Raw genomic sequence first — 26,389 nt, 5'->3', positions numbered from 1 at the left:
TTAAAATAATCCCGTTATTTGACCGTCATCATCGACATCTATGTTTATCGCAGCCGGTTCTTTTGGAAGTCCTGGCATCGTCATTATCTCACCGGCTATCGGTACTATGAAACCCGCACCTGCAGATAACTTCACCTCGCGTATCGTGAAGGTGTATCCGGATGGTGCTCCTGCGACCTTTGGATCGTCGGAAAGTGATGATTGGGTTTTTGCCATTATAACGGGAAGATTGCCGTATCCTGATTTTTCAATTTTTCTGATATCCGAAAGTGCAGTTGGAGCATATTCAACCTTTCCTGCCCTGTAAATTTCTCTGGCAAGCGTTTCGATTTTCGTTTTTATCGGCATTTCCCAATCGTATATCCTGTGGAAGGTGTTCTTGTCTTTTTCTATGGATTCGATGACCTCTTTCGCAAGCGTTTCCGTTCCGATTCCGCCTTTTTCAAAACCTTCGCTTAAGGCAAATCTGACTCCCATCTTTTTAACCTCATCTTCGACCGTTTTGATCTCGGTTAAAGAATCTGTCGGGAATTTGTTTATGGCAACGACGACAGGCAGACCAAATTTCTTGATGTTTTCGATGTGCACTTTGAGATTTTCCATACCTTTTTTAAGGGCTTCGATGTTTTCGTTTTTAAGGTTTTTCTTATCCTCGCCGCCATGCATTTTCAATGCCCTTACGCTTGCAACAAGCACAACGGTGTCTGGTTTTAAATTCGCATATCTTGAAACGGTGTCAAAGAATTTTTCCGCTCCTAAATCGGCGGCAAAACCTGTTTCCGTTATGACGTAATCTGCCAGTTTGAGCGCCATTTTTGTTGCTATTATGGAGTTCGTGCCGTGCGCTATGTTGGCAAATGGTCCACCGTGAACTATAACAGGTGTATTTTCAGTCGTTTGAACGAGATTGGGGTTGAGGGCATCTTTAAGCAGGGCCGTCATGGCTCCCTGTGCGTGAAGATCTCCGGCTGTAACGTATTTCCCATCTACCGTTTCACCTATGACTATTTTTGAAAGTCTTTCTTTAAGATCGGTTATGCTTTCCGCAAGGCACAGTATTGCCATTACTTCAGACGCGGCCGTTATGACATATCCCGTTTCTCGGGGAAATCCATTTGAATGACCTCCAAGCGCAACGACAATTTCTCTCAGTGCTCTGTCATTCATGTCGACAGCCCGTGGCCATTTCACATCGCGCACATCGATGTTGAGTGAGTTTCCGTTGTGAATATGAGAATCTATCATCGCGGCGAGCAAGTTATGGGCAGCCGTAACTGCATGAAGATCGCCGGTAAAATGAAGATTTATCTCTTCCATCGGCAGGACCTGTGCTTTTCCGCCACCGGTCGCACCGCCTTTTACCCCAAAAACAGGGCCCAATGAAGGTTCTCTCAAAGTTACGATTGATTTTTTTCCTATTCTGTTCATTCCCAGAGATAACCCAATACTTGTCGTTGTTTTTCCCTCTCCGGCCGGCGTGGGCGTTATGGCAGTTACTATTATGAGTTTACCATCTGTTTTGTTTTTGATCGTTTTTAACACTTGATGAGGAATTTTTGCCATGTATTTTCCATAAGGTATAAGTTGATCTTCCTCAATTCCGATCTTTTTGGCAATTTCCGTGATTGGTTTCATGGTGACTTTTTTAACTCCTGTTTCTTCCATCTTTTCTTCCTCCTCTTCTTTGTTTTTATTTGAATTTTTGTGCAGAAATAAAATTTTATTTTTATTTGCGGAATTCTTTGCTATTCTGTCGAGCACCCCGTTTATGAATTTACGATCCCCATCTGTTCCAAATTCTTTCGCGATCTCAATTGCTTCGTCGATCGAAACTTCTATCGGAATGTCATCTTCAAAAAGTAACTCGTAAACACCTAATCTGAGTATGTCTTTCGATACAAGCGGAAGTCTGTCGATTGTCCAGCCGAGGATGTAATTTCTTATTGCGTTATCTATTTCGTCAAGTTTTGAAAAAAGATTCAGCGTTAAATGCTCAACTTCTTTTTCAATAGAACCATTTATCTCTTCCATTTCGCAGGTATTCTTTACAGCCTGAAGTGGAGAGAGATCCTGAAATTCCATCTGATAAATCGATTTAAAGACCAATTCTCTCAAAAGCCTTCTGTGATATTTTTCAGTCACGCCTTACTTTTTGTTTTCCTCTTTCTCGTCGATCTCTTCTGAAGATTCCTTTCCTTTGACCGATAAGACATCTTCAACGTAAACGTTGACGCTGACGACCTTCAAGCCTGTTATGCTTTCGACCTCTCTCTTTATCGCCTGCTGAATCTGTGAAGTGACATCGGTTATTTTTTCTCCATATTTGATTCTGATTTTGACGGATATGGAAACACTGTTGTCGTCAGGTCTGTCTATCGTCACTTGCTTTCTGTAATATTTGTAGTCTCTTGACTTTTGAGTTATTTCTTTTCCTTCCTGCTTTGCAAGTGTCAATATAACCACATTGCTTATAACCTGATCCGATATCTCTATTTTCCCTCTGTTTGACTGATTATTAACGTTTTCATGCTCGCTCAATGTAATCACCTGTCCTTGTATCAATTTTTACCTTTTCTCCTTTGTTAACGAAAAAAGGTATGTTGATCTTCAAACCCGTCTCAAGAATAGCGGGTTTACCGCTACCGGCAACCGTATCGCCTTTAAAGCCAGGATCTGTTTCGACAATCTCGAGCACAACAGTCGTTGGTAAGAGCACTCCTATGACGTTTTCATCGTGAAAAAGCAAATTCAGTTCCATATTTTCTTTCATGTATTTTATTTCATCTTCGAGATCCGCAAGCGGAAGAGAATACTGTTCGTAGTTATCGTTTGCCATGAAATAGGCAAAATTATCATCCTTGTAGAGATATTGGGATGCCTTCAAAGTTAAAGTCGCTTCCTCAATTTGGTCTCCACTTTTGAAGGTTTTATCCTGCACAAGACCTGTAAGCACATCCTTTATGCGTGTTCTTACAACGGCGCTATGGCCTCTCCCCATTTTGTGCATTTCAAAATCCACAACGGTGTAAATCTTTCCGTCTATAATCACATGCATTCCTTTTCTAAGATCCGTTACGTCGATCAAAGGCACAACCTCCCTTATATAACTGTAAATTCTTTTTTGAAGTTAGATAAAACTTCATGTCCGTTTTCGGTAAGCAAAACGTCATCTTCTACTCTTATGCCAAATTCACCCGGAATGTAAACACCGGGCTCAAAAGTTACAACTGCCATATCATTTATGGGCTTATCATATCTTTTGTTAAGAAATGGAGATTCATGAACGTCCATTCCGAGACCATGGCCAAGACCGTGGCCGAAATACCCATCAAGTTGCTTTTCTTTGAGAAAATCACGTGCAACACCGTCTATTTCTTTACCAGTCATTCCTGATTTTGCGCTTTCTATCGCTTTAAGTTGAGCGCCAAGCACTGCTAAATAGGCGTCTAAAGCTTTTTGGGGCACTTTTCCTATCCCAAAAGTCCTTGTTATATCGCTGCAATATCCATCCACGAGTGCACCGAAATCAACGACGACCATCTCTCCTTTTTCCATCTTTTTATCCGACGCAAGACCATGCGGAAGGGCACCTCTGTATCCAGAGGCCACAATCGTCTCAAAAGAAGGCTTTTGTGCACCATGCATTTCCATCTCGTAGCCGAGTAACGAAGAAAATTCCCTTTCCGTCATACCAACATGAAATTTCTCGAGAGTTTTTTTAAGGGCATTCTGTGCAACTTCTATGGCTCTTTTTATCTTGTCAACTTCTTCTCGATCTTTTACCGCTCGAATGGCGTAAAGATCTTCTTCGACATTCTGGAGTTTCAGATCATTTGACACATCCGTATACCACGAATAAAAAAACTTAGTGCCTTCTATCCCGACGGTTTTCCCCTTCAGAATTTCCAAAGCCTTTTCGGTCAAAGAAGAATTTTCAACTTTGACCATTTCAAAGTCCGATTCCTGGGCGGCCTGCGTGTAAAATCTTGAATCAACAAGCAAATATCTTTCTTTCTCTCCAACTATCACACAACCGGTGTCTCCTGTGAATCCGCTTAAATATCTCACCGTCGTGTTTGACCCTTCAGAGGTTATGGAAAGAAAATAATCTATCCCTTTATCTTTAAGTTTGCGGTAAAGTTTTGAACTTCTCTCATTAATAGGCACTTGAATCCTCCTCCAATCATTTTTAAATTATATCACATATTTCAGGAGGGTAAATTAGCACTCTCTGATTCAACGATGTTTATGGCAAAATCCGGACAAAGGTTGGCGCATTGCATACAACCTATGCATTTATCGTTGCTTTCAATTTTCGGTGCTTCGAGTTCGCCCTTTACTATCGCATGCGTTGGACATATCCAGTAACATATGCCACATGACTTACAAAGTTTGAAATCTATGTTAATTTCAAAGTTTTTTTTAGCCATACTGCCTCCTCACAGAAAATGAAGGGCACCTTAAAGTGCCCCTCTTTTTCATTTGCTCTTCTTGGATCTTTTTGCTTTTAATTCCAGCGTTGACTGGGCTGCGGCAAGTCTTGCAATTGGTACCCTGTAAGGAGAACAACTCACGTAATCAATTCCTATTTCATCGACGATTCTTATCGAATCAGGATCGCCACCGTGTTCACCGCATATTCCGACTTCCAATTTTGGATTTGACTTCTTTCCTTTTTTCGTCCCTATCTTTACAAGTTCTCCGACTCCGTCTTTGTCAAGCGTCTTGAACGGATCAACGGGGATTATGCCCTTTTCAAGATAGTCGTTCAAAAATTTACCGCTGTCATCACGGCTGTATCCGAAAGTTGTTTGTGTAAGATCATTGGTTCCAAATGAGAAGAAATGCGCCTCTTTGGCAATTTGATCTGCGGTAACCGCTGCCCTTGGTATCTCGATCATCGTACCGACAAGGTAAGTCAATTTAATTCCGCTTTTTTTGATCAACTCATCGGCTGTTTTTATTATAATTTCTTTAAGAAACTTGAGTTCATTTACGTGACCAACGAGTGGCACCATTATCTCAGGGATAACGTTTATTTTTTCTTCTTTTATGAGTTCGATCGCCGCTTGAATTATGGCTTTGACCTGCATCGTTGGTATTTCAGGGTAAGTTATTTCAAGTCTGCAACCTCTGTGGCCAAGCATCGGATTGAATTCTTTCAAAGCGGCTGCCCTTTCCGAGATCTGTTCATAACTTAACCCCATATCTTTCGCCAATTGCCTTAACGTTTCTTCGTCTTGCGGTAAAAATTCGTGCAAGGGTGGATCTATAAGTCTTATTGTGACGGGCTTTCCATCCATTTCTCTGAAAATTGATTTGAAATCTTCTTTTTGCATCGGCATTATTTTGTCAAGTGCTCTTTCTCTTTGTTCGGTGGTGTTGGAGAAGATCATCTGTCTGACTGCAGGTATTCTGTCATTGGCAAAAAACATACGTTCTGTTCTGCAGAGTCCTATACCTTCAGCACCAAAACCTCTCGCGACTTTAGCATCCGTTGGTGTGTTTGCGTTTGTTCTAACACCAAGTCTTCTGATCTGATCTGCCCATTTGAGCAACGTTGCGAGGTCTCCTTCAAGTCCTTCGGGTTTTATGGTTTTTATCTGACCCAAAAAAACTTCTCCGGTTGATCCGTCTATCGATAACCAGTCTCCTTCTCTGACCGTGGTGCTGTTGACGGTAAACATCTTGCGATCGTCGTCTACGCTTATTGCCTCCGCACCGACAACGGCACATTTACCCATGCCTCTTGCCACAACGGCGGCATGGGATGTTCTACCGCCTCTTGCGGTAAGAATGCCTTCGGCGCCGGCCATACCTGCAACGTCTTCGGCAGAGGTTTCTGGCCTAACAAGAATAACAGGTTCTTTCTTTCCAAGGTTCGCAGCCTTATCAGCATCAAAAACGACCTTACCGGTTGCGGCGCCTGGCGAAGCGGCAAGTCCGGTTGTGATCATGCGCTTCTCTGAAATTGCCTTTTTCTTTTCGTTCATATCAAACATGGGATGTAAAAGTTGATCGACCTGATCCGTGGTAACACGCATGATGGCAGTTTTCTTGTCTATCAACTTTTCGTTAACCATATCAACTGCAACTTTTACCGCGGCACGCGGAGTTCTTTTTGCGCTCCTTGTCTGAAGCATGTAAAGTTTACCGTGCTCAACTGTAAATTCAACGTCCTGCATGTCTTTGTAATGTTTTTCAAGTATATCGAATATCCTGTAAAGTTCGTCGTAGGCTTCTTTGGAAACCTTTTTGAGCCCTTCGAGATCTTCAGGAGTTCTTATACCGGCAACGACGTCTTCACCCTGGGCATTTCTGAGAAATTCTCCGTACCTTCTTTTCTCTCCGGTAGACGGATCTCTTGTAAATGCGACTCCTGTTCCGCTGTCGTCACCCATATTTCCAAAGACCATCGAAACAACACTGACGGCAGTCCCAAGCATCGAACCTTCAGGTATTTTGTTTATTCTTCTGTAATCTATCGCTCTTTTGTTCATCCATGAACCGAAAACCGCATCTATGGCTATCCAGAGTTGTTTAACGGGATCTTGCGGGAATTCTTTTCCTTCTTTTACGTACAATTTTTTGTAGTTCTCGACAAGTTGTTTCAGTTCTTCCGTTTTCATTTCGGTATCAAGTTTTATGCCTCGTTTTGCTTTTATGGCTTCGATCTCTTTTTCAAATTTGTTGTGTTCTATACCCAGTGCCACATCGCCAAACATCTGTATGAATCTTCTGTAAGAATCGTAGGCAAATCTTTCGTTGGACGTCAATTTTGCAAGGCCAATGACCGTTTGATCGTTAAGACCGAGATTGAGTATCGTATCCATCATGCCCGGCATCGAAACGGCTGCTCCGGATCTAACGGAAACGAGAAGAGGATTCTTTGAGTCTCCGAATTTTTTTCCTGTGGCCTTTTCAAGTGCTTTTAGATTTGATTCGACTTCGTTTTTTAATTCTTTTGGATATGTTTTTGAATTTTTGTAATAATAATCGCATATTTCAGCGCTTATCGTGAAGCCAGCGGGAACGGATATACCTATTTTGACCATCTCGGCAAGATTTGCACCTTTTCCGCCGAGCGTGTCTTTCATGTCGGCACCGCCTTCTGCGGTACCATTTCCGAAGAAATAAACGTATTTCTTAGCCATCATACACCTCCGTTAAATGATCTTACTGAACGTTGTTTACAAGATGTTTTTTTGCTATCTCAACGTAAGAATTGAAAGCATCCATATCTTCAACCGCAAGTTGAGCGAGGATCTTTCTGTTAACGTTTACGCCTGCGAGATCAAGTCCATGCATAAAATCACTGTATTTAATTCCTGAATCCCTTGCGGCGATGTTTATTCTTGTTATCCACAAAGATCTCATCGAACGCTTTTTTTGTTTTCTGCCTATGTAAGCATTTATACCGGATTTCGTTACAGCCTCTTTGGCATATCTGTAATGTCTTCTTCTTGCACCAAGATGACCTTTGACGGCATTAAGTACTTTGTTGTGTCGTTGCCTTTTGGTTATACCTCTTTTAACACGCATAATTCACATCTCCTTTGATCAAATGCCAAGAGTTCTTCTTGCTCTTTTTTTATCACTTTTGGAAACTTCTTTGTTGACATCGAGTCTTCTTTCCTGGGCGGCGGATTTGTGATAATTTTTGTGATTTCTTTTTGCAGATTCACGCATTATCTTATCAGATCCGGTTACATGATATCTTTTTGCCGCACTCTTCCTAACCTTCATTTTTGATTTCATTTACGTTAACCTCCTTGACGTAATTAACCTTTTTAGGTCTGAGACCCATTCTCATATCCCGACCTTCAAGCAAGGGTGGAGAATCTACTTCGGCCACGTCCGCGAGATCTTTCGATATCCTTTCAAGGATTTCTTTTCCCTTGTCGGTAAAAGCCATTTCTCTTCCGCGAAACATTATGGTAATTCTCACTTTGTTTCCACTTTCTATGAAATTTCTCACGTGTGAAAGTTTTGTTTGGTAATCATGTTCATCTATTTTGGGTCTGAATTTCATCTGCTTAAGCACATCGGAAACGTTTTTGGATTTCTTTTGTTTTTTGCTTTGCTCGTACATGTACTTACCAAAATCCATTATCTTGCACACAGGTGGATTAGATCCCGAAGATACGAGTACAAGATCCATGCCGTATTCCGATGCTTTTTGAAGCGCTTCGGTGCGCTTCACGATACCGAGTTGAGAACCGTCAGGCCCTATCAACCTTACTGATGAATAGTGTATTTCTTCGTTCTTCAAAAATTCACTTTTCGGTATTATCATCACCTCTAAAATTAAAAATCGGGTGGACAAAAGCCACCCGTCTTAAAGACAGTAAACCCTTACAACCTCTTCCCTTATTAAGGTAAAGGTGAGAAGCGGCGGCTTCTTCTTAGATCCCTTTGGGATCGCCTGGTGGGCCATACAGGATTCGAACCTGCGGCCTACTGATTAAGAGTCAGTTGCTCTACCAGCTGAGCTAATGGCCCTTAGGCTTTATCTAATTTTACCAGAAAGTATTATATCACATATCTTTATTTTGTCAAATCAATTATGAACGGTAACGCGTGACGCGTAATCAGTAATCAGCAAAACAGCATGTGGCGGGTAGCCGGTAGCGCGTGGAAAAAAACGGTGACGGGTAACGCGTGATCAGTGAACAGAGAAGCAAAGAGCCGGTGGAGAGCATGATGCCGTGAGGTGGTCGACACACAAAAAGGCACCTTAATCAGGTGCCTCAAATGTTTCATCTGCATATTCTGCTTTTTCATTCTCTATCTTTTCAGCCACATCGTCCATGAAGTTTTCATCCTGTGAAAGATCCGGAAGATTTTCCGTATCATCGATCATATCGGCTTTGAATTGCAGAAGAGAAAAAACACCGCTGGTTCCCGGCAAATTGACACGCCTGCCAAAATGATCTTTTAATTTCATATCTGCAAAGTAGTAAGCGTAAGATTCAGGCGATTTTCCTTTTGAGGGATCGTAAGTTTTTTTTGAGGAGATAACGAGATACCATATCGTTTGGCAAAGATCTTCAAATTCACATTTTCTAACAGAATGGGCATATTTGCTCACGAGTTTTCTTACGGCTCTTTCCATCTTATCCATTTTCTTCGCCTCCCTTTTTCCATATATTTTCATTTGCCCAGTTTACAAAGGTATCTATTGCAAAACCAATGATCAAATCGATTATTTGATCGGGTAGCGGTAAATGTACGTCGTTTTCCTTCATCAAAATGTGAATTATTTCAAGCGCCCTTTGCTTTTTTTCTGATCCGCCGCCCGGATGTTCGACCATCACAACCGCTATTTCAATGAAATTTTTAACGTTCAAAAGCATTTTTATCCATTCCATATTCATATTCCCCCCTCGTTAAAAAGGGGAGGAAGCCCTCCCCTTTTCGTTATTGGACTAAATTGAAAAGTTGGCTGGAAGTTGTATCGACTATTGTGGCCGAATCAACAGTGTCAACAAGAGAATTTTTTGAAGTCTTTAAAAGATTTGCAGTTGCAATTTTTCCCATGAAAGCCATTACTTCCGCTTGTGTGAGATCGCTTTTCACGTCATTCACTCTTAACGTCTTCGTGGAACCATCTTGAGCATTAACCCACCTCATGTTTAAGTATTTCATCGTTCATCCCTCCTCAGTCGATTGGCCCTATTCCGGAATTGACTCCAACGGCGATATCCACAATGCTTTTCGAAGTCAGAGATGCGTAAAGGTATGCAACATCGTAGAGATCTTCAAATGCCGCGTTTTCTTTTATTCCGCTTATTCTTGCACGGTTGATGACTGGATTTCCATTTTGATCAAGTTTACCGGTGTCAAGAGAAATGGTAAGAGAAACTGCTTTCGAAACTTCGTTCACAGGTCTTGTCCCAACGGCCATTTACATCCCTCCAATCAAAAGTTGAGGTGCACCCCTCAATATAATAGTACAAAAAAATAGTATATTTTAGATCACTAATTTTTATTCCGTTTTGGTGGTAAAATTTTCTTTGTATACTGGATCTATTTTAAAAATGGAATGTTTATTCAACTTAGCGTAGGGCAGGTTGTCCATGAGGAAGCCTTCGCAGCGCAGCGAGGACAGATTCCGAAGGGACACCTCCCGGAGCTAAGAAATTGTTCCGAATCTAAACTGGGTTCAGTACTGCTAAAAAAATTTAGAGGAGATGAATGACGGTGACAAACAATTTGCCAGATAAGATGAAGGCAATCGTTAAGGATGCTCCAAATTACGGGGCTAAATTGGTTAAGGTTGATGTTCCAAAATCGCTTGAACCTCACGAAGTGCTTGTAAAAGTTAAAGCCGTTTCGATTTGTGGAACGGATCTGCACATATGGCTATGGAACGAATGGGCAAAAAACCATATAAAAGTGCCTCAGATATTGGGCCATGAATTTGCCGGTGAGGTTGTGTCGGTAGGAAGAGATGTTTCACTCGTTTCAATTGGAGATTTTGTTTCTTCTGAAACGCATATCCCATGCCAGCATTGCAAACAATGCAGAACTGGCAACATGCATGTGTGTCAGAATCTTAAAATTCTCGGCGTTGATATGAACGGCGCTTTTGCCGAGTACGTTAAAGTTCCAGAGATCGTTTTATGGAAAAATGATCCTTCAATTCCTCCAATATGGGCTTCCGTTCAGGAACCGCTCGGTAATGCCATTCACACAATTTTTGTGGAAGATGTGACGGGTAAAAATGTGCTTGTCACCGGAGCCGGACCGATAGGTTTGTTAGCCATAGGTGTGTTGAAGACAGCAGGGGCTGCGAAGATAATCGTCAGCGAAGTCAACGATTATCGTAGAGATCTTGCAAAGGAGATAGGTGCTGACGTTGTCGTGGATCCGAGAAAAGAGTCTCTCGTGAACGTTGTAAAAAAAGAGACCAACGGTGATGGTGCTGATGTTATGATAGAAATGAGCGGCAATCCTCAGGCACTCAAAGATGGACTCACGTCGCTTACAAATGCAGGCAGAGCTTCTTTGCTTGGCGTTTACGATAAAGATGTTCAAATAAATCTTAACGATTTGGTCATTTTCAAGGCCATAAGAATATACGGGATAACCGGCAGAAAAATGTTTGAAACCTGGTACAGAGGAGCAGATCTTTTGAAGAGCAAAAAACTCGATCTGTCCAAAATAATAACCCATGTGCTTGATTTTGATGATTACGAGCGCGGTTTTAAATTGATGGAAGAAGGGAAATGCGGCAAGATCGTTTTGAAACTTTGAGGAGGCGGTATCATGTTTGACTGGAAAGTACTTTCAGATGAACTTGAAGAACTTAAAAAAACAGGGCTTTACACGAACATAAGAACGCTTGAGAGCCCTCAAGGTGAGTGGCTTACAATTTCCGGTAAAAAAGTTTTGAATCTTTGTTCGAATAATTATCTCGGCTTTGCGGACGATCAAAGATTGAAAAAGGCTGCGATGGAAGCGATAGAAAAATGGGGTGTCGGTCCCGGAGCAGTCAGGACGATAGCCGGCACTTTATCGATCCACGAAGAAACTGAAAAAGCACTTGCGGATTTTAAAGGCGCTGAAGCGGCAATGCTTGTCCAATCAGGGTTTAACGCAAATCAGGCCGTCATTCCACCTCTTTTTTCAAAAGAAGATGTTATCTTCAGTGACGAGTTAAATCATGCTTCCATAATAGATGGATGCAGACTGTCTGGTGCCCAGATAATAAGATGGAATCATCTCGATCTTGATGATCTTGAAAGTAAGATCAAGACAAACAGCGCAAGAAGAAGGCTTATAGTTACAGATGGTGTTTTTAGCATGGATGGGGACGTGGCTCCTCTTGATGGCATAGTCAAACTCGGTGAAAAATATGGCGTGATGGTTATGGTAGATGATGCACACGGAGAAGGAGTGCTTGGCCCCCATGGAAAAGGGATCGTCGCCCAATTCAAACTTGAAGGAAAGGTAGATATAGATATAGGAACCATGTCAAAGGCCTTTGGAGTTGTTGGAGGATACGTCGCAGGCAATAAAGTTTTGATAGATTACCTAAAACAGAAGGCAAGACCATTTCTTTTTTCAAGTGCCCCAACTCCACCAGATGTCGGAGCGGTGCTTGCAGCCGTTCAGGTGTTGGCACAAAGTGATGATCTTGTCAAAAAACTCTGGGATAATTCAAAATATTTCAAAGATCATATGAAATCCATTGGTTTCGACATAGGTCATAGTCAGACTCCTATAACTCCTGTGATGCTTTATGACGCCCAGGTTGCCTCCAATTTTAGCAAGAAACTCTTTGAAGAAGGTATCTTTGCCCAATCGATCGGATATCCGACGGTTCAAAAAGGAAAAGCCCGTATTCGCGTTATGATAAGCGCCGTTCATACAAAAAAGTCTCTTGATTTTGCACTCGAAAAATTCGAAAAAGTCGGAAAAGCACTTGGAGTTTTATTGTAATTTGATCCCATCGACCTTTTATGGTAGAATCATAAAAAGGCCGGTGGGGTGTAAAAATGAAAAGATACGTTACATTTTCTTTATTCCTTGTGCTCTTTTCGATCTTTGCTTTTTCCGTTTCTTTTGAAACGAAGGTTACGAACGATTATCAGGATTACATACAGACCTTTAACACATACCTGTCCCAAATTGAAAAAACTGGCTCAATAGAATCTGTTCCGTCCAATCAGGTTGAAAATGCCGTTTCCACGATCATAACTGAATTTGAACCTGCCGCTTATTACAGATGGATAAGAATGCGCAGTTTTCAGATACCATCCGGCGCTGTGGGAAATTTTACCAATGTGGATATGTGGTACATAGCGCAAAACATATACCAAAGGTATAAGACAAATGATGAAACCGAAAATGTTGCGCTTGCGGCCTTTCTCGTTTATGCAGTCGATGATCTTTACGGTAACAGCGTAAGTCAAACTGATTTTCCTTACTTTTCAACTTTCAATCAGGCCGTTTTTGATCTTGGAAGCAAAGTACAAAGTGCAGGTGCTGATCTGACAAGATCTTACTTTCAAAAAGCCATAGGGGTACAAAGTACTGTTCGGGGAAATTACAATTACAGTCCCTTAAACTTAAAAAACATCTTCATTTCCGCACTTAACAAAATTTACAACGGTGCTGTCCCGGCCGATGTTTTGGATATAGTAAATGTGTACAATTTGAAGATACAGCCTTTTGTCCAAACCCAGCAGGTTAGTCAGTATACCTTAGACCTTGCCCTTCAATCTTTAAGTCAAAAAACCCTTGATGACGCATTTGCGGATTTCAAAAACAAACTTTCTCAAAGTGCCAATAATTCAGTCAAAAGTATCAAAACTCTTATAACATCCGGACAGTCAACTTCGGTTGCGGTGACCAAAGCGCTTGATTCCTATGTCTCTGCCGTGGCCGTGCAGGAATTGCTTTCTGCCAACACAGTCAGAAATTCAGTCTCAAAAAATTTCAACGACAGCATAGTAAAACTTGAAGGTACGCTTGCTTCCAAAAGTGCTACTCCACTTTCGCCTATCGAATGGAGATGGCTCGTATATGCGGGGGTACTGATCTTTTTCTTCCTGTACAGAAAAAAATGGGTTGGTTATGCCATGTTATCCATCCTTGCATTTGAATCTTTGGTGTTGATCTTTGGAATAGATCCGATGTTAAGCAGACTCGATTCCACCCTTTACGGTTTTTTGATAGTCACAACTGCTTTTTTGGGATTTCTTTCATTTTTAAGAATAACAAAGGTCAAAAATTTGTTTCAAATATTTTCAATGGTTGGAGTTGCCGTTTTATTTTTGCTTGTACTTTTTGTGCCTCTTTATTCGAACCTTCCTTCAACGAAGATGTCTCAAAACCAAACTTTTTTGAAAAGCGCATATATGGGAATATACGAAAACGAACTCTACGGTCAAAATGGAATTTTAACTTACGATCTTCAAAATATAAGTTCCGACATATCTGCTTTAAGATCCGATCCTTACAATTTTGCCAATCAAACTGTTTCTTTCTATCTTTCAACGTTGAAGAAATCGGGTGCGCTTAAAGGCATTGTCGAATATCCAAATTCCATCATGGTAAATGTCGATAGAAATTCACCTTACTTTGGATTTTCTAATTTAAACAATCTTAAAGATTCGATAGGAGTGGTTAGAGATAGAGCCCAATCTGCCATTAACGATATGATAAACAGAATTGATGCCGTCAACAGAAATGAAAATGCTTTTTCGCAAACACTCGATGGAATATACACGTTTGCTGCTCCACAGTTAAGAAATGACATTGAAAGCGGTATAAAGGCTCAGATATCGTCGAGTAACCTCACTGAGGTTTCAACATCTTTGATGGACACGTTTAAAGTGGCCGGTTCGCTAAATGAAAGAGCGCCAAATATTCAATTTTTTCAGACATCTGATGGATCAAAACTTTTTATCCTTATCTCCCTTTTGTTCTTAAGTGTTACTTTCTTCAGAAAAAACTGGATATATAGATTTTTGATATCTCTTATGACAATTTTAGGTGCCATGATGATTTTTTACCAAAAAGTCATAGAGATATTCGTTGAATATGGATTTCCCACTTATTCACACACACTTGTCAAAGGAGAAATTCCCAACATCGCTATGTTGGTTATAACAATCGGAATTTCAATTTTTGTGGCTTTTGAGGCGCTTTACACGCGCTTTAAATCTATTTCAGCAAAGGAGGGAAAGAAAGCATGAAGAAATTTGTGATCGCGTTTTTGGTTTCGATTCTCGTACTTGCAACAGTCGGATTACCGTTAACGGTGTTTTTCGTGACGGATACAGGGGGTCTCGGTGATAAGTCTTTCAACGACAGCGCATGGGCCGGCGTTCAGATGGCGGTGCAAAAATATGGCATAACTGCTAATGTCATTCAGTCTTACGAACAGGCTGATTACGTACCGAATCTCACTGCCGCTGCTCAGGTTGCAGATGTCGTCGTTGCAGTTGGATTCATGATGCAGGATGCAGTTACAAAAGTTGCTCCACAATTTCCAAACGTCAAATTCATAACGATAGATTTCTCCGTTGATGCCCCTAACGTCGAAAGTTTTCTCTTTAGCGAAAATCAGGGTGCCTATCTTGCTGGATATCTCGCCGCAGCCATGTCAAAAACAGGCAAGGTTGGATTTGTGGGTGGAATTCCAATACCGCCGGTTGAAAGATACCAGTACGGTTATGATGCCGGCATCCAGACCTACAACGTGTTGAACGGTGCGAACGTCCAGATACTGTCAGGATACGTCGGAAGTTTTGATGATCCCGCAGCGGGTAAAGCCATGACAAACAGCCAGTTTTCTGAAGGTGCGGACATAGTTTTTGCGGCAGCAGGACTTTCAGGTCTCGGAACAATTGAGGCGGCCAAAGATGCAGGACCAGGACATTTTGCGATAGGAGTCGATCAGGATCAGGATTATTTGGCGCCAGGATATGTGCTTACGAGTGCCATGAAACGTGTTGATGTCGCTGTCTTTGATGGCATTCAGGCCGTTATAAACGGCACTTTCAAAGCCGGTACTGTCACACTTACGCTCAAAGATGATGGCGTTGGAATAAGTCCTATGACTTACACAAAGCAACTCGTGCCGGCAAGTGTAATGCACCAAATAAGCGTCCTCAAACAAGATGTTGCGAGTGGAGAAATAATTGTTCCGGCAACCGATAAAGAATTACAGACGTTTCAGGTGCCAGCAATTCAATTTTGACAGTGCTTTTTAATTTTGGCGGGAGTTATCTCCCGCCATTTGTACTAACAGTATGGGAGGTAAGATGGGTAAAAATGTAGATTATTCCGAATATGCGGTTGTGATGAAAGGAATTACAAAAAGGTTCCCCGGCGTGCTTGCAAATGATCGCGTTGATCTTTTCGTCAAAAAAGGCGAGATCCATGCCATTGTGGGAGAAAACGGAGCGGGTAAAACCACTTTGATGAGTCAACTGTACGGACTTATAAAACCTGATGACGGAAAGATATACATAAATGGCGTTGAAACGCAGATAAATAACCCGAATGATGCGATATCGGCAAAGATAGGAATGGTTCACCAGCATTTCATGTTGGTGGATAGGTTGAGTGTCGTTGAAAATATAGTTTTGGGTCAGGAACCTGTCAGAGGACCATTTTTCGCTTTGAACCGGGCAAGAAAAGAGATAAAAGATCTGTCGAAAAAATTCGGTTTGATAGTAGATCCCGATTCCATAATAGAAGATATGCCTGTCGGAATGCAACAAAGAGTTGAGATAATAAAAGTACTTTACAGAGGCGCCGAAATACTTGTGCTTGATGAACCCACTGCCGTTTTGACACCGCAAGAAACGAACGAATTATTTGAAGTGTTGAAAAGTCTTAAATCTCAAGGGAAAACGATCATATTCATAACACATAAATTAAATGAAGTCATGGCGATAACCGAGTCCGTTACCGTTATGAGGCTTGGAAAGGTTACCGGTGTCGTGAAGACCTCCCAGACAAGTCCTAAGGAACTTGCAAACATGATGGTTGGAAGAGAAGTTTTACTTACCGTTGAAAAAAATTCAGCCCATCCGGGTGATGAGATATTACATGTTAAAGATCTGGTTGTCAAAGAAAACAGAGGCATAGAGGCTGTAAGAGGCCTTAGTTTGAATGTAAGAAGTGGAGAAATAGTCGGAATTGCCGGCGTTGCCGGTAACGGTCAGACAGAACTCACGGAAGCCATAACAGGCCTTAGAAAAGTCGAAAGCGGAAAGATAATCTTCAAAAATCAGGATATAACCGGTTTTTCTCCAAAGAGAAGACGTGAAATGGGAATGGGACATATTCCCGAAGACAGATTAAAACATGGACTCATAAAGACTTTTCCGATCTATTACAATTTCATTCTTGGAGAACATGACGATCCAAAATTCAGCGATGGGGTTTTTCTTAAAATCGAAGATATAAAAAAATTCTCGGAAACTCTTGTCAAAAGATTCGATGTAAGGCCGCCGAATATAGATCTGCTCGGCATGAATCTAAGCGGTGGAAATCAGCAGAAAGTCATAGTGGCAAGAGAGATTGCTTTTGATCCTGCTTTGATGATCGTTTCCCAGCCAACAAGAGGGTTAGACGTTGGCGCCATAGAGTTCATTCACAAAACTCTTATATCGATGCGTGACAAAGGTATAGGCATATTGCTCATATCGATGGAATTGGAAGAGATATTTTCTTTAAGTGATAGAATACTGACGATTTACGAAGGACAGATCATGGGTGAGGTTAGCCCGGAAAAAACGACCACAGAGACGGTGGGTTTAATGATGGCAGGCCATAAACTCGAAGATATCAATCAGGAGGTATAAGATGAAAGACTGGAAAAAATACATTCTGAATGAAAAAGTCATAATCTCTTTACTTTCGGTGCTTATATCGCTTGCCGTAGCGGCCGTTGTCATGCTTATAATAGGCAAAAACCCGCTTGTGGCGTATGCTGCGTTATTCTATGGCGCTTTCGGAACCAAGGAAGCGATAATAGACAATCTCATGAAAACTTCCCCGTTGATCCTCACGGGCTTGGCCGTAGGTTTTGGATTTCGTGCGGGACTTTTTAACATAGGTGCCAACGGTCAGGTCATCATCGGTGCTTTGCTCGCCGCTTACGTGGGTACTATGGTGGCGTCTTATCCGTTTTATCTTTCCATTCCTCTTGTTATGATTGCCGGAATGGTTGGAGGCGCTTTATGGGCAGCAATTGCTGGATGGCTCAAGGCTTACAGAGGTGCGCATGAAGTCATAACCACCATAATGCTTAATTACGTTGCAACTTTCATAGCCAATTACGTTGTAAACGGACCATTTCAGGCACCTGGAGGGGTTCCCAAATCACCCGCAATTGCCTATTCGGCTCAGTTTCCAAACATAATGAGCGTTGGAGCAACCTCTCTAAGCACGATAATTTTTGTGTCTTTGGCCGCGATCGTTGTCATTTACGTCATAATTCAAAAAACCACCATAGGTTATGAAGTCAAGGCCGTAGGATTTAACCCTTACGCGGCAGAATACGGTGGAATAAGCATAGGCAAGAATGTCGTACTTGCAATGGCAATAAGCGGTGCTTTGGCCGGACTTGCCGGCACAACTCAGGTTGTTGGCGTTTACGGAAGATATTTCGGTGCTTTGGGTGGAAGTATGGGCTTTGATGGAATAACAATTGCACTTATAGGGCAAAACGATCCTATTGGTATAGGACTTGCCGCATTTTTGATATCTTCGATAAGGACGGGATCCAATCAAATGCAGATTGCAGGTGTTCCAAAAGACATGGTGACCATCATTCAGGGAATAATAATTTTCCTTGTTGCCACGAACAGAATCATAAAAACTTTGAAGGTAAGAAAAAGAAAAGAGGTTGCCGAAGTATGAACGAATGGATTCAGGCCATATTCAACGTTTTCACAAATCCTACATTTTACAAATCTACGCTTACCCAATCGACTCCTCTTATACTTGCGGCGCTGGGTGGCGTGTTCAGTGAAACAACGGGTGTTACCAATATAGCACTTGAGGGTATAATGTTGATGGGTGCTTTTGGAGGAGTGATGGGAAGTTATTTTACCGGCAATCCATGGTATGGACTTTTGCTTGGTACTTTTTTCGGAGTTGCCATGGCCGCTCTTCATGCGTGGGCATCCATAAAGTACGGCGCAGATCAGATAATAAGCGGAACGGCTCTTATCCTTCTTGCACAAGGTATAACAGGTTTTGCGCTTGTTGAATTGTTTGGTCAACCAGGTTCAACCGATCTTGTCAGATCGATACCGCTTGTTGATCTCGGCAGTTTCAAACAGGTCCCATTTGTTGGAGTTATATTTGGAAATCTTTCTCCATTTGTTTACATTGCCTTTGCATCTGTTGCTTTTGGCTGGATTTTGATATACAAAACGAAATTGGGTTTGAGGATGAGATCTGTGGGCAACAACCCTGAGGCTGCGGATACTTTGGGAGTGAATGTTTACAACGTTAGATATTTTGGAGTTATAATGAGTGGTTTCTTTGCAGCGTTGGGCGGTGCTTATTTGAGTATAGGAGAACTTGGCCAATTTACCACGAATATGACAAACGGTCGTGGATTTATAGCACTCGCAGCCATGATAATAGGAAATTGGAATCCAGTTGGAGCGATGTCGGCATCTTTGCTTTTTGGCGGTGCAACGGCTTTCAACAACCAACTTCAAAGTCAAAGTGTTTTAAACCTTTCAACTAACACACAGTATATTTTTGGAATGATTCCGTATATAATAACTTTAATAGTCGTCGGTGGTTTGATAGGAAAGAGTAGAGCACCAAGTGCGGATGGCGTACCTTACATTAAGGAGTGATTCAATTGACAAGAGAAGAAGCGATATCTTTGGTAAAATCACACGTTGAGTCGAACAACCTTGTCAACCACATGATCGCAACCGGAGCGGTTATGAAAGCGTTGGCTTACAAATTTGGTGAAGATGAAAACGAATGGGAAATTGCCGGAATACTTCACGATTATGATTATCCCGAAACAGATCAAGATCCTGCCCATCATGGCCTTTTAAGCGTTGAGATGTTGAAAAAATACAATTTACCGAAAGAAGTTTACGATGCAATTCTTGCTCATGCCGAGAAGAAACCGCTTGAAACAAAAATAGAAAAAGCACTTTACGTTGCCGATCCTACTACGGGATTCATAACGGCTGCTGCTCTTATAAGATCAGAAAAAAAACTTGAACCTTTAGACTCAAAATTTCTCATGAAAAGATTTAGAGAAAAATCTTTTGCAAAGGGTGCAAGTCGCGAACAGATGTCAATGTGCTCCGAACTTGGCCTTGAACTCGAAGCATATTTAAACCTCGCTCTTGATGCGATGAAAAGCATTCATGAAGAGATAGGTCTTTGAAAGGAAGATTTGAGATGAACGGACTTTTGGAAAAGATAGAAAATGAAATCTTAAGGGCAAAAAAATTCAAATTTGAAACTAAAAAGATCGATATTCAAAGAGATAAACTCGCTTACATGATCGATCACACTTTACTTTCTCCCGATGCAACATCGGCACAGATATCGAAATTATGCGATGAAGCCGTAAAGTATGGCTTTTATTCTGTGTGTGTTAATCCGTTTAGAGTGCCTGAGGCTTTTGATAACCTTAAGGGCAGTAAGGTTAAAATCGCGAGTGTCGTTTCATTTCCTTTCGGTGCCGTGCCGACAAAGATAAAAACAGAAGAGACGAAATGGGTTATAGAACATGGTGCAGATGAGGTTGACATGGTTATAAACATAGGGATGCTTAAAGATTCAGAATACGATGAGGTATACGATGACGTGAAATCAGTTGTTGAATCTGCGAGAGGTAAGACTGTCAAGGTTATAATAGAAACAGCACTTTTGAACTTCGAAGAAAAAGTTGCGGCATGTGTTATATCCAAAGAAAGCGGTGCCCATTTTGTCAAAACTTCAACCGGATATTCAAAAGGTGGCGCTGTGGCTGAAGACGTTGCGCTTATGAGATTCGTGGTCGGAGAAAAGATGGGTGTGAAGGCTTCCGGAGGAATACATTCTTACGATGATGCGCTGCGAATGATTTCTGCCGGTGCAAACAGAATAGGTGCTTCAAAATCTGTTGAGATAATCGGAGGTGCGAGAAATGAATTTCCAGGATCAAAGAATATTTGAATTCACGGAAGCGGTTGCTTCAAAATCTCCAACGCCAGGCGGTGGTGCCGTTGGATCGATAGTGGCCGCTATGGGAACGGCCCTTGTTGAAATGGTTGCATCACTTACGATAGGGAAAAAAGATTACGAGGATTCTGAAGGCGAAATGGAAAGAGTTCTAAGCGAAGCGTCTTACAGAAGAAAAAGATTGCTCGATTTGGCTGATCTGGATGCTCAGGCTTTCGACGAAGTTATTGAGGCAATGAAATTGCCGAAAGAAACCGAAGATCAAAAGAAAATCCGTACCGAAAAACTTCAAACAGCCTTAAAACATGCAAGCGAAACACCTTACGAACTTGCCAGAGAAATATCAAAAGTATGTCCTCTTGCGCAATTCGTCAACAAATATGGAAATAAAAATGCTTTAAGCGATGCCAAAAGTGCGTCATGGCTTTTGAAAGCATCTTTTGAGATAGCGGTTTCAAATGTTGAGATAAATCTTAAACTCATAAAAGATGAAACATTCGTCTCTAAGATAAGAGAGTCTTTAAGTGCCATGAAAGGTATGATCGATCAGTGTTTTAGAGATTCGAATATTGATTCATAAAATTATGCCATTGGATTATACTGAATTCACTTTGAAAGTCGAATGCTTATTTACCGAAGCGAAGGGCAGAATGCCTCGATCAGTGAATGGTGATGAGTGAAGATTGAATAGATCTAAATTGAAAATTGTCAATTCTACGAGCCACGCGCTACGTGCCGTGCAGGCACCTGCCGGAGCGATAATCCAAAATTTGAATTTTGTTTGATATTACAAATTAAACAAAGAAGGGATTAGATTGTTATCTATTGAAATAGATGGTAAAAATTATCAAATTCCACAAGGGAAAAATCTTCTTGAATTTCTTCTTGAAAATGGTTTTGATATTCCCCACCTTTGTTATCATCCCGCACTTAAAAGCATAGGTGCATGTCGCATGTGCGTAGTGGAAGTGGAAGGATCTAAGAACCTTGTTACCTCATGCACCGCGGAATTAAAAGATGGCATGAAAATAAAAACAAATTCTCCACTTATAGACGAAGCCAGAAAGGTGAATTTATCCCTGATACTCAAAGAACATCCGGATGACTGCATGACATGCGATCAAAATGGTAATTGTTCGCTTCAAGATCTGGCCTATGAATATTTTCCATCCGGGAAACCTTTGTTCGGTTATCTTCAAAAGAAAAGATATGAAGTCGATGATTCAAGCGAATTTTTGGTAAGAGATTTGAACAAATGCATAAGATGCCAATTGTGTGTCAGAGTTTGTGATGAAATAGAAGGCATGTCGATATACTCGATGGTAGAACGTGGCCACGAATCTTATCCATCAACTTTTATGGATCTTCCGCTTGCAAAAACCGATTGCGTGAGTTGCGGTCAATGTGCGACTGTTTGTCCGACCGGAGCAATCGTTGAAAAACCTTCGATTGGAAAAGCAAGATGGAATGCGGTCGAAAAGGTTAAAACAACTTGCCTTTATTGTGGCGTTGGATGCCAGATAGATGTTTACGTTGATCCAAAACGCAACGATATAGTCAGAGTTGACGGCTCTGTTGAAAACAAAGAAGTCAACGACGCAGTGGCAACATGTGTGAAAGGCAAATTCGGATATGGCTTTGTCAACCATCCTGACAGGATAAAAGATCCACTTATGAAAGTAAACGGGAATTTTCAAACTGTAAGTTGGGATGAAGCACTTGATTACACCGCAAAAAAACTCATCGATATAAAAGAAAAGTACGGACCCGATTCAATAGCGTTTCTTTCTTCTGCAAGATGCACAAATGAAGAAAATTATCTGCTTCAAAAAATTGCTCGTGCTGTTATAGGGACGAACAACATCGATCATTGCGCAAGGTTATGTCATGCTTCAACCGTGGCAGGGTTAAACATGACTTTTGGTGCGGGTGCCATGACAAATTCGATGGAAGACATAGAAAATGCTGAAGTGATAGTTGTTACAGGCACAAACACAACGGAAAATCATCCCGTTTACGGATCCCGTGTTAAAAAGGCAGTTAGAAATGGTGCGAAGTTGATCGTGATCGATCCAAGAAAAATAGAGTTGGCAAATTACGCAACGGTATGGCTTAGAAATCTTCCCGGAACCGATCTTGCGATTTTCAATGGATTTTTAAACATCATGATAGAAGAAAAACTTTTGGATGAGAAATTCATATCGGAAAGGACAGAAGGATTCGAAGATGTTAAAAATGCAGTGATGAAATATACGCCCGAATACGTTTCAAAGATAACCGGCGTTGAATCTTCAAAAATAAGAATTGCCGCTGAATTGTATGCAAAGGCTGAATCTGCTTCCATACTTTACGCCATGGGCATCACACAACATGTCAGCGGTACCAAAAACGTCATCTCCATAGCAAATCTTGCAATGGCTTCAGGAAAGATCGGGAAACCCGGCTCAGGTGTAAATCCACTCAGAGGACAATCAAATGTGCAGGGTGCCGGAGATGTGGGATGCCTTCCAAATGTTTTTCCCGGAAATCAATCGGTTTTGAGTGAAGATGTAAGGAAGAAATTTGAAAGGGCCTGGGAAGTCAGTAATTTACCCGACAAACCGGGATTAACAAGTGTCGAAATGTTCAACGCCATGATCGACGGAAAGATAAAAGCCCTTTTTGTGATGGGAGAAAATCCCGTCATGAGTCATCCGGATTCTTGTCATGCACGGCGTGCGCTTGAAAGCCTTGAATTCTTCGCTGACATGGATATATTTCCAAATGATACCACAAAGTATGCGGACGTCATTTTGGCCGCATCAAGCGGATTTGAAAAGGACGGTACATTCACAAATACCGAAAGAAGAGTTCAAAGGGTAAGAAGAGTTTTAAAACCGATTGGGAATTCACAACCTGACTGGATCATACTGAAAGCACTCATGAACAAATTGGGTTATAAGGCCGATTACAGAGATCCGTCTGAAATAATGGAAGAAATAGCATCGGTCTCTCCGATATACGCAGGCATTTCTTACGATAGAATTGAAAAGCAAGGAATTCAATGGCCGTGTACATCTGAAACGCATCAGGGTACAGACATTCTTCATAAAGAAAAATTTTCCACTTCAAATGGCCTGGGTAAATTTATTCCGGTTGAATTCACCGAACCTCCAGAGTTACCGGATGAAACATATCCGTTCTATCTTTCTACCGGAAGAATCCTTTATCAATATCATACCGGAACTATGACAAGGCGCGTAAAAGAACTTGAAGACACAAGGCCAAAGGTTGAAATAGAAATAAATCCTGAAGACGCAGAACAACTTGGAATTGTAAGCGGAGACGTTGTACGTGTAACCTCTCGCAGAGGATCAATAGAAGGTCAGGTAAAAGTAACCGAAAGATCCCAGAAAGGATTAATTTTTATTCCATTTCACTATGCCGAAGCACCGGCAAATATTTTAACTCTGGCCGCACTCGATCCGATTGCGAAAATTCCAACGTTTAAAGTTTCGGCAGTTAAAGTAGAAAAGGTCAGAAGTGTTGGTTGAGATCATCTGGAAAATTAAAATTGGAAAAACTATTTTTATAGTCTTTGAATATTTCTAACTCCTTTTCTTCGATTAAAAGAGAATTGGAGCAGGTTGAAACAAGATGTTTTAAAGATGGATTTTTTGTAAGCATTTCTTTTTTTACCTCTTCAAGAATGTTTGCAGAGTAAAACGCATGCGTCACCTGATAGATCCCATCAACGACAGGACACACGATCGAGTAATTGGAGATCTTTCTCAATATAAAATCGACTATTTCCTTTTTCACAAAGGGCATGTCACAAGAAACGAGAAAAACACCGTTTTTGGAATTAAGAATAGCGGTTTCGAGCCCTGAAATGGGCCCGAAACCGGGTTTAAGATCTAAAATTGAATCATCGATCCTGTCATTTTCTCCAACAAAAAGTACCTTCTCAAAGAGAAAACCTATTGATTCATTTATCCAATCAATTGATCTTTTGCCGTTTATTTCATGGGTGCATTTGTCAGAACCAAATCTTTTTGATTTTCCACCAACAAGAATTGCCAAATTTACATTCACAAGTTAATTTTATACTAAAACAAACAAAATTCAAATTCCGAATAGTTGCTCCGGCAGGTGGCGAAACGGCATGTAGCACGTGGCTCTCGCATTCGCCCTTCGGTGTCTGGTCCTCGCGTTGCTGCGGAGGCCACCTCGCGGCATCACGCTCTTCGCCGCCAGTTTGTCTTTTCTATATGCTACCCGCTACGATCTACGCGCTGTTTTACTGATCACGCGTTACCCGTCACCGTTTTGTTTTTGCCATAGGCTTTTGGTATACTCAAAAAAAGGGGGAATGATATGAAAAAATTTATTTTTTTGGTTCTAATTGTCGAACTTTTTTCTTTTTCTTTTGCACTTACACCGATTCAAAATGGATGGCCTTTTGATCTTGAAGCGCATAGGGGTGGAAGAGGCTTAATGCCTGAAAATACGATGGCGGCTTTTAGGTACGCGATAGAACATGTCGGCGTTACAACGTTGGAACTTGATATTGCCATGACAAAAGACGGGGTGCTCGTCGTTTCACACGATCCTTTTCTTAATCCTCAAAAAGTTTCAAAAGATGGGCAATTCATCGGTGATAAACCTTTGATAAAAGATATGACATACGAACAACTTTTGCAATACGACTTCGGTGTTATGAGATCTGATTACAGAATGCCACATCAAGTTCAGGTTGAAAAAGAGAAAATACCTTCGCTTGAAGCGGTTTTTGCTTTTGTGAAGGACATGCAAGAAAAAACGGGAAACAGGTACATGATAAACGCTGAAACAAAAGTCTTTCCAGAAATATTTGGATATACCTATGATGCCAAAACTTTTGTAAACGCGCTTGTACCTCTTATAAAAAAATACGGTCTTGAAAATACAGTTATGGTTCAATCTTTTAACTGGGAAACCTTAAAACTTGTTAAAGAGATGGATCCAAAAATCACGACGGTTGCCTTGCTTCAAAACATTTATTATGAAAACACCCTGTGGACGGCCGGATTAAAACTTTCTGATTTTGGAGGAGATCCTGTTAAGATGGCAAAAAGTTTAGGAGTGGATGTGATCTCTCCGTATTACAAATTGTGCACTTCAAATATGATCAAAACATCTCACGAATATGGAATGCTTGTGGTACCATGGACGATAGACGATAAGCCGGAAATGGAAAAGTTCATTTCGATGGGTGTGGATGGAATAATAACTGATTATCCTGATATTTTAACGTCCTTTTAAGCAAGAATTCTCCAACTTCTATAAGTGGTGAGATGAATTGCTCTTTGATTTGTGTTAGAATGGAATCAGATAGTAACAATCATTCGTCAGCATGTATTACCATCTTGTCTTGGTAACTAAATACGATGATGTGCAAGTATATTGAAAGCCAAGGTGATAAAGATTATAAAACATAAGGCTTATCGTTTCAGATTGTATCCGAACAAAGCGCAGCAGGTGATGTTTGCAAAGACATTTGGTTGTGTTCGGTTTGTCTACAACAAAATGCTTGAGGATAAAATCGATTATTATCAAGCGCATAAGATGATGCTTAATACCACACCTGCACAATACAAATCTGAATTCGAATGGCTTAACGAAGTAGATAGCCTTGCACTTGCGAATGCACAATTGAACTTGCAAAGGGCATTCAAAAACTTCTTTCAAC

General features: G+C 41.1%; 27 protein-coding genes, 1 tRNA gene and 1 pseudogene. 13 read left to right on the top strand and 16 right to left on the bottom strand.

Annotated elements, in window-relative coordinates; all coding sequences use genetic code 11:
• The 15 genes and pseudogenes from ACP5NR_RS05515 to ACP5NR_RS05445 all read right to left on the bottom strand — a co-directional run bounded on the left by ACP5NR_RS05515 (position 1) and on the right by ACP5NR_RS05445 (position 9,907).
• Positions 1-1,635 (bottom strand): formate--tetrahydrofolate ligase, encoded by a 1,635-nt coding sequence (locus tag ACP5NR_RS05515; protein WP_428006082.1) that lies wholly within the window; start codon positions 1,633-1,635, stop codon positions 1-3.
• A 114-nt stretch (positions 1,636-1,749) separates the two neighbouring features.
• A pseudogene (nusB, locus tag ACP5NR_RS05510) lies at positions 1,750-2,142 on the bottom strand (transcription antitermination factor NusB); the annotation flags it as partial.
• Positions 2,143-2,145: 3 nt separating this feature from the next.
• Positions 2,146-2,538 (bottom strand): Asp23/Gls24 family envelope stress response protein, encoded by a 393-nt coding sequence (locus ACP5NR_RS05505; RefSeq protein WP_428004739.1) that lies wholly within the window; start codon positions 2,536-2,538, stop codon positions 2,146-2,148.
• A complete protein-coding gene (gene efp / locus ACP5NR_RS05500) occupies positions 2,525-3,085 on the bottom strand; it encodes an elongation factor P (protein ID WP_428006069.1) in 561 nt (186 codons plus the stop codon). Before efp ends, ACP5NR_RS05505 begins: the two co-directional genes overlap by 14 nt.
• A 14-nt stretch (positions 3,086-3,099) precedes the next feature.
• Complete coding sequence (locus ACP5NR_RS05495) at positions 3,100-4,167, bottom strand: M24 family metallopeptidase (protein WP_428006068.1); 1,068 nt, start codon at positions 4,165-4,167, stop codon at positions 3,100-3,102.
• A 41-nt stretch (positions 4,168-4,208) separates the two neighbouring features.
• Positions 4,209-4,430: an ATP-binding protein gene (locus ACP5NR_RS05490; protein WP_428004742.1), complete on the bottom strand. Its 222-nt coding sequence runs from the start codon at positions 4,428-4,430 to the stop codon at positions 4,209-4,211.
• 48 nt (positions 4,431-4,478) lie between these two features.
• Positions 4,479-7,154, bottom strand: coding sequence for a pyruvate, phosphate dikinase (gene ppdK, locus ACP5NR_RS05485; RefSeq protein WP_428004743.1), 2,676 nt, complete (start codon positions 7,152-7,154; stop codon positions 4,479-4,481).
• Positions 7,155-7,176: 22 nt separating this feature from the next.
• The gene (gene rplT, locus ACP5NR_RS05480) at positions 7,177-7,542 is read right to left on the bottom strand and encodes a 50S ribosomal protein L20 (protein WP_428004744.1); all 366 of its coding nucleotides are present in this window, start codon (positions 7,540-7,542) and stop codon (positions 7,177-7,179) included.
• A gap of 18 nt (positions 7,543-7,560) precedes the next feature.
• On the bottom strand, positions 7,561-7,758 hold the full coding sequence (gene rpmI, locus ACP5NR_RS05475) for a 50S ribosomal protein L35 (RefSeq protein WP_428004745.1): 198 nt from the start codon (positions 7,756-7,758) through the stop codon (positions 7,561-7,563).
• The gene (infC, locus tag ACP5NR_RS05470) at positions 7,736-8,296 is read right to left on the bottom strand and encodes a translation initiation factor IF-3 (protein ID WP_428004746.1); all 561 of its coding nucleotides are present in this window, start codon (positions 8,294-8,296) and stop codon (positions 7,736-7,738) included. The genes rpmI and infC overlap by 23 nt, the downstream gene beginning before the upstream one ends.
• 130 nt (positions 8,297-8,426) lie before the next feature.
• Positions 8,427-8,502, bottom strand: a tRNA-Lys gene (locus tag ACP5NR_RS05465).
• Positions 8,503-8,737: 235 nt separating this feature from the next.
• The gene (locus ACP5NR_RS05460; protein ID WP_428004747.1) at positions 8,738-9,124 is read right to left on the bottom strand and encodes a sigma factor; all 387 of its coding nucleotides are present in this window, start codon (positions 9,122-9,124) and stop codon (positions 8,738-8,740) included.
• The gene (locus ACP5NR_RS05455; RefSeq protein ID WP_428006067.1) at positions 9,117-9,371 is read right to left on the bottom strand and encodes a hypothetical protein; all 255 of its coding nucleotides are present in this window, start codon (positions 9,369-9,371) and stop codon (positions 9,117-9,119) included. The genes ACP5NR_RS05460 and ACP5NR_RS05455 overlap by 8 nt, the downstream gene beginning before the upstream one ends.
• A 49-nt stretch (positions 9,372-9,420) precedes the next feature.
• Positions 9,421-9,648 carry a DUF2922 domain-containing protein gene (locus ACP5NR_RS05450; protein WP_428004749.1) on the bottom strand — a complete coding sequence of 76 codons (228 nt, stop codon included), beginning with the start codon at positions 9,646-9,648 and terminating at the stop codon, positions 9,421-9,423.
• Positions 9,649-9,661: 13 nt separating this feature from the next.
• Positions 9,662-9,907 (bottom strand): DUF1659 domain-containing protein, encoded by a 246-nt coding sequence (locus tag ACP5NR_RS05445; RefSeq protein ID WP_428004750.1) that lies wholly within the window; start codon positions 9,905-9,907, stop codon positions 9,662-9,664.
• Positions 9,908-10,197: 290 nt separating this feature from the next.
• Between ACP5NR_RS05445 and tdh the strand changes: the two genes are divergently transcribed.
• The 11 genes from tdh to fdhF all read left to right on the top strand — a co-directional run bounded on the left by tdh (position 10,198) and on the right by fdhF (position 24,212).
• Positions 10,198-11,259 (top strand): L-threonine 3-dehydrogenase, encoded by a 1,062-nt coding sequence (tdh, locus tag ACP5NR_RS05440; protein WP_428004751.1) that lies wholly within the window; start codon positions 10,198-10,200, stop codon positions 11,257-11,259.
• A 12-nt stretch (positions 11,260-11,271) separates the two neighbouring features.
• Positions 11,272-12,447 (top strand): glycine C-acetyltransferase, encoded by a 1,176-nt coding sequence (locus ACP5NR_RS05435; protein WP_428004752.1) that lies wholly within the window; start codon positions 11,272-11,274, stop codon positions 12,445-12,447.
• Positions 12,448-12,503: 56 nt separating this feature from the next.
• Positions 12,504-14,708 carry a hypothetical protein gene (locus tag ACP5NR_RS05430; protein WP_428004753.1) on the top strand — a complete coding sequence of 735 codons (2,205 nt, stop codon included), beginning with the start codon at positions 12,504-12,506 and terminating at the stop codon, positions 14,706-14,708.
• Complete coding sequence (locus ACP5NR_RS05425) at positions 14,705-15,715, top strand: BMP family lipoprotein (protein WP_428004754.1); 1,011 nt, start codon at positions 14,705-14,707, stop codon at positions 15,713-15,715. The genes ACP5NR_RS05430 and ACP5NR_RS05425 overlap by 4 nt, the downstream gene beginning before the upstream one ends.
• Before the next feature lie 64 nt (positions 15,716-15,779).
• Complete coding sequence (locus ACP5NR_RS05420) at positions 15,780-17,330, top strand: ABC transporter ATP-binding protein (RefSeq protein ID WP_428004755.1); 1,551 nt, start codon at positions 15,780-15,782, stop codon at positions 17,328-17,330.
• Positions 17,331-17,355: 25 nt separating this feature from the next.
• Positions 17,356-18,390, top strand: coding sequence for an ABC transporter permease (locus tag ACP5NR_RS05415; RefSeq protein ID WP_428004767.1), 1,035 nt, complete (start codon positions 17,356-17,358; stop codon positions 18,388-18,390).
• Positions 18,387-19,346 (top strand): ABC transporter permease, encoded by a 960-nt coding sequence (locus ACP5NR_RS05410; RefSeq protein ID WP_428004756.1) that lies wholly within the window; start codon positions 18,387-18,389, stop codon positions 19,344-19,346. Before ACP5NR_RS05415 ends, ACP5NR_RS05410 begins: the two co-directional genes overlap by 4 nt.
• A gap of 5 nt (positions 19,347-19,351) precedes the next feature.
• A complete protein-coding gene (locus ACP5NR_RS05405; protein WP_428004757.1) occupies positions 19,352-19,897 on the top strand; it encodes an HDIG domain-containing metalloprotein in 546 nt (181 codons plus the stop codon).
• Positions 19,898-19,911: 14 nt separating this feature from the next.
• The gene (gene deoC / locus ACP5NR_RS05400) at positions 19,912-20,673 is read left to right on the top strand and encodes a deoxyribose-phosphate aldolase (protein ID WP_428004768.1); all 762 of its coding nucleotides are present in this window, start codon (positions 19,912-19,914) and stop codon (positions 20,671-20,673) included.
• Positions 20,645-21,259: a cyclodeaminase/cyclohydrolase family protein gene (locus ACP5NR_RS05395; RefSeq protein WP_428004758.1), complete on the top strand. Its 615-nt coding sequence runs from the start codon at positions 20,645-20,647 to the stop codon at positions 21,257-21,259. The genes deoC and ACP5NR_RS05395 overlap by 29 nt, the downstream gene beginning before the upstream one ends.
• Positions 21,260-21,494: 235 nt before the next feature.
• On the top strand, positions 21,495-24,212 hold the full coding sequence (fdhF, locus tag ACP5NR_RS05390) for a formate dehydrogenase subunit alpha (protein WP_428004759.1): 2,718 nt from the start codon (positions 21,495-21,497) through the stop codon (positions 24,210-24,212).
• Here the strand turns inward: fdhF and ACP5NR_RS05385 are convergent.
• On the bottom strand, positions 24,196-24,741 hold the full coding sequence (locus ACP5NR_RS05385) for a molybdenum cofactor guanylyltransferase (RefSeq protein ID WP_428006066.1): 546 nt from the start codon (positions 24,739-24,741) through the stop codon (positions 24,196-24,198). The genes fdhF and ACP5NR_RS05385 overlap by 17 nt on opposite strands.
• Before the next feature lie 294 nt (positions 24,742-25,035).
• Between ACP5NR_RS05385 and ACP5NR_RS05380 the strand changes: the two genes are divergently transcribed.
• Both ACP5NR_RS05380 and ACP5NR_RS05375 read left to right on the top strand, forming a co-directional pair.
• Positions 25,036-25,962 (top strand): glycerophosphodiester phosphodiesterase family protein, encoded by a 927-nt coding sequence (locus tag ACP5NR_RS05380; protein WP_428006065.1) that lies wholly within the window; start codon positions 25,036-25,038, stop codon positions 25,960-25,962.
• Positions 25,963-26,124: 162 nt separating this feature from the next.
• The coding region (locus tag ACP5NR_RS05375) for a helix-turn-helix domain-containing protein (protein WP_428006081.1) at positions 26,125-26,389 on the top strand (265 nt) is incomplete at its 3' end.

This window comes from Athalassotoga sp. (assembly GCF_049965695.1).
Classification (GTDB): domain Bacteria; phylum Thermotogota; class Thermotogae; order Mesoaciditogales; family Mesoaciditogaceae; genus Athalassotoga.
This window is presented reverse-complemented; position numbering and strand designations above follow the sequence as displayed.

Bases quoted from the DNA above. Each gene is read 5' to 3' on its own strand.
- ACP5NR_RS05410 (WP_428004756.1), top strand. From the start codon at position 18,387: ATGAACGAATGGATTCAGGCCATATTCAACGTTTTCACAAATCCTACA.
- infC (WP_428004746.1), bottom strand. From the start codon at position 8,296: ATGATAATACCGAAAAGTGAATTTTTGAAGAACGAAGAAATACACTAT.
- ACP5NR_RS05430 (WP_428004753.1), top strand. From the start codon at position 12,504: ATGAAAAGATACGTTACATTTTCTTTATTCCTTGTGCTCTTTTCGATC.
- ACP5NR_RS05460 (WP_428004747.1), bottom strand. From the start codon at position 9,124: ATGGATAAGATGGAAAGAGCCGTAAGAAAACTCGTGAGCAAATATGCC.
- ACP5NR_RS05425 (WP_428004754.1), top strand. From the start codon at position 14,705: ATGAAGAAATTTGTGATCGCGTTTTTGGTTTCGATTCTCGTACTTGCA.
- ACP5NR_RS05450 (WP_428004749.1), bottom strand. From the start codon at position 9,648: ATGAAATACTTAAACATGAGGTGGGTTAATGCTCAAGATGGTTCCACG.
- ACP5NR_RS05420 (WP_428004755.1), top strand. From the start codon at position 15,780: ATGGGTAAAAATGTAGATTATTCCGAATATGCGGTTGTGATGAAAGGA.
- tdh (WP_428004751.1), top strand. From the start codon at position 10,198: ATGACGGTGACAAACAATTTGCCAGATAAGATGAAGGCAATCGTTAAG.
- ACP5NR_RS05445 (WP_428004750.1), bottom strand. From the start codon at position 9,907: ATGGCCGTTGGGACAAGACCTGTGAACGAAGTTTCGAAAGCAGTTTCT.
- ACP5NR_RS05455 (WP_428006067.1), bottom strand. From the start codon at position 9,371: ATGGAATGGATAAAAATGCTTTTGAACGTTAAAAATTTCATTGAAATA.
- rpmI (WP_428004745.1), bottom strand. From the start codon at position 7,758: ATGAAATCAAAAATGAAGGTTAGGAAGAGTGCGGCAAAAAGATATCAT.
- ppdK (WP_428004743.1), bottom strand. From the start codon at position 7,154: ATGGCTAAGAAATACGTTTATTTCTTCGGAAATGGTACCGCAGAAGGC.
- ACP5NR_RS05490 (WP_428004742.1), bottom strand. From the start codon at position 4,430: ATGGCTAAAAAAAACTTTGAAATTAACATAGATTTCAAACTTTGTAAG.
- ACP5NR_RS05435 (WP_428004752.1), top strand. From the start codon at position 11,272: ATGTTTGACTGGAAAGTACTTTCAGATGAACTTGAAGAACTTAAAAAA.
- ACP5NR_RS05380 (WP_428006065.1), top strand. From the start codon at position 25,036: ATGAAAAAATTTATTTTTTTGGTTCTAATTGTCGAACTTTTTTCTTTT.
- rplT (WP_428004744.1), bottom strand. From the start codon at position 7,542: ATGCGTGTTAAAAGAGGTATAACCAAAAGGCAACGACACAACAAAGTA.
- ACP5NR_RS05395 (WP_428004758.1), top strand. From the start codon at position 20,645: ATGAATTTCCAGGATCAAAGAATATTTGAATTCACGGAAGCGGTTGCT.
- ACP5NR_RS05515 (WP_428006082.1), bottom strand. From the start codon at position 1,635: ATGAAACCAATCACGGAAATTGCCAAAAAGATCGGAATTGAGGAAGAT.
- deoC (WP_428004768.1), top strand. From the start codon at position 19,912: ATGAACGGACTTTTGGAAAAGATAGAAAATGAAATCTTAAGGGCAAAA.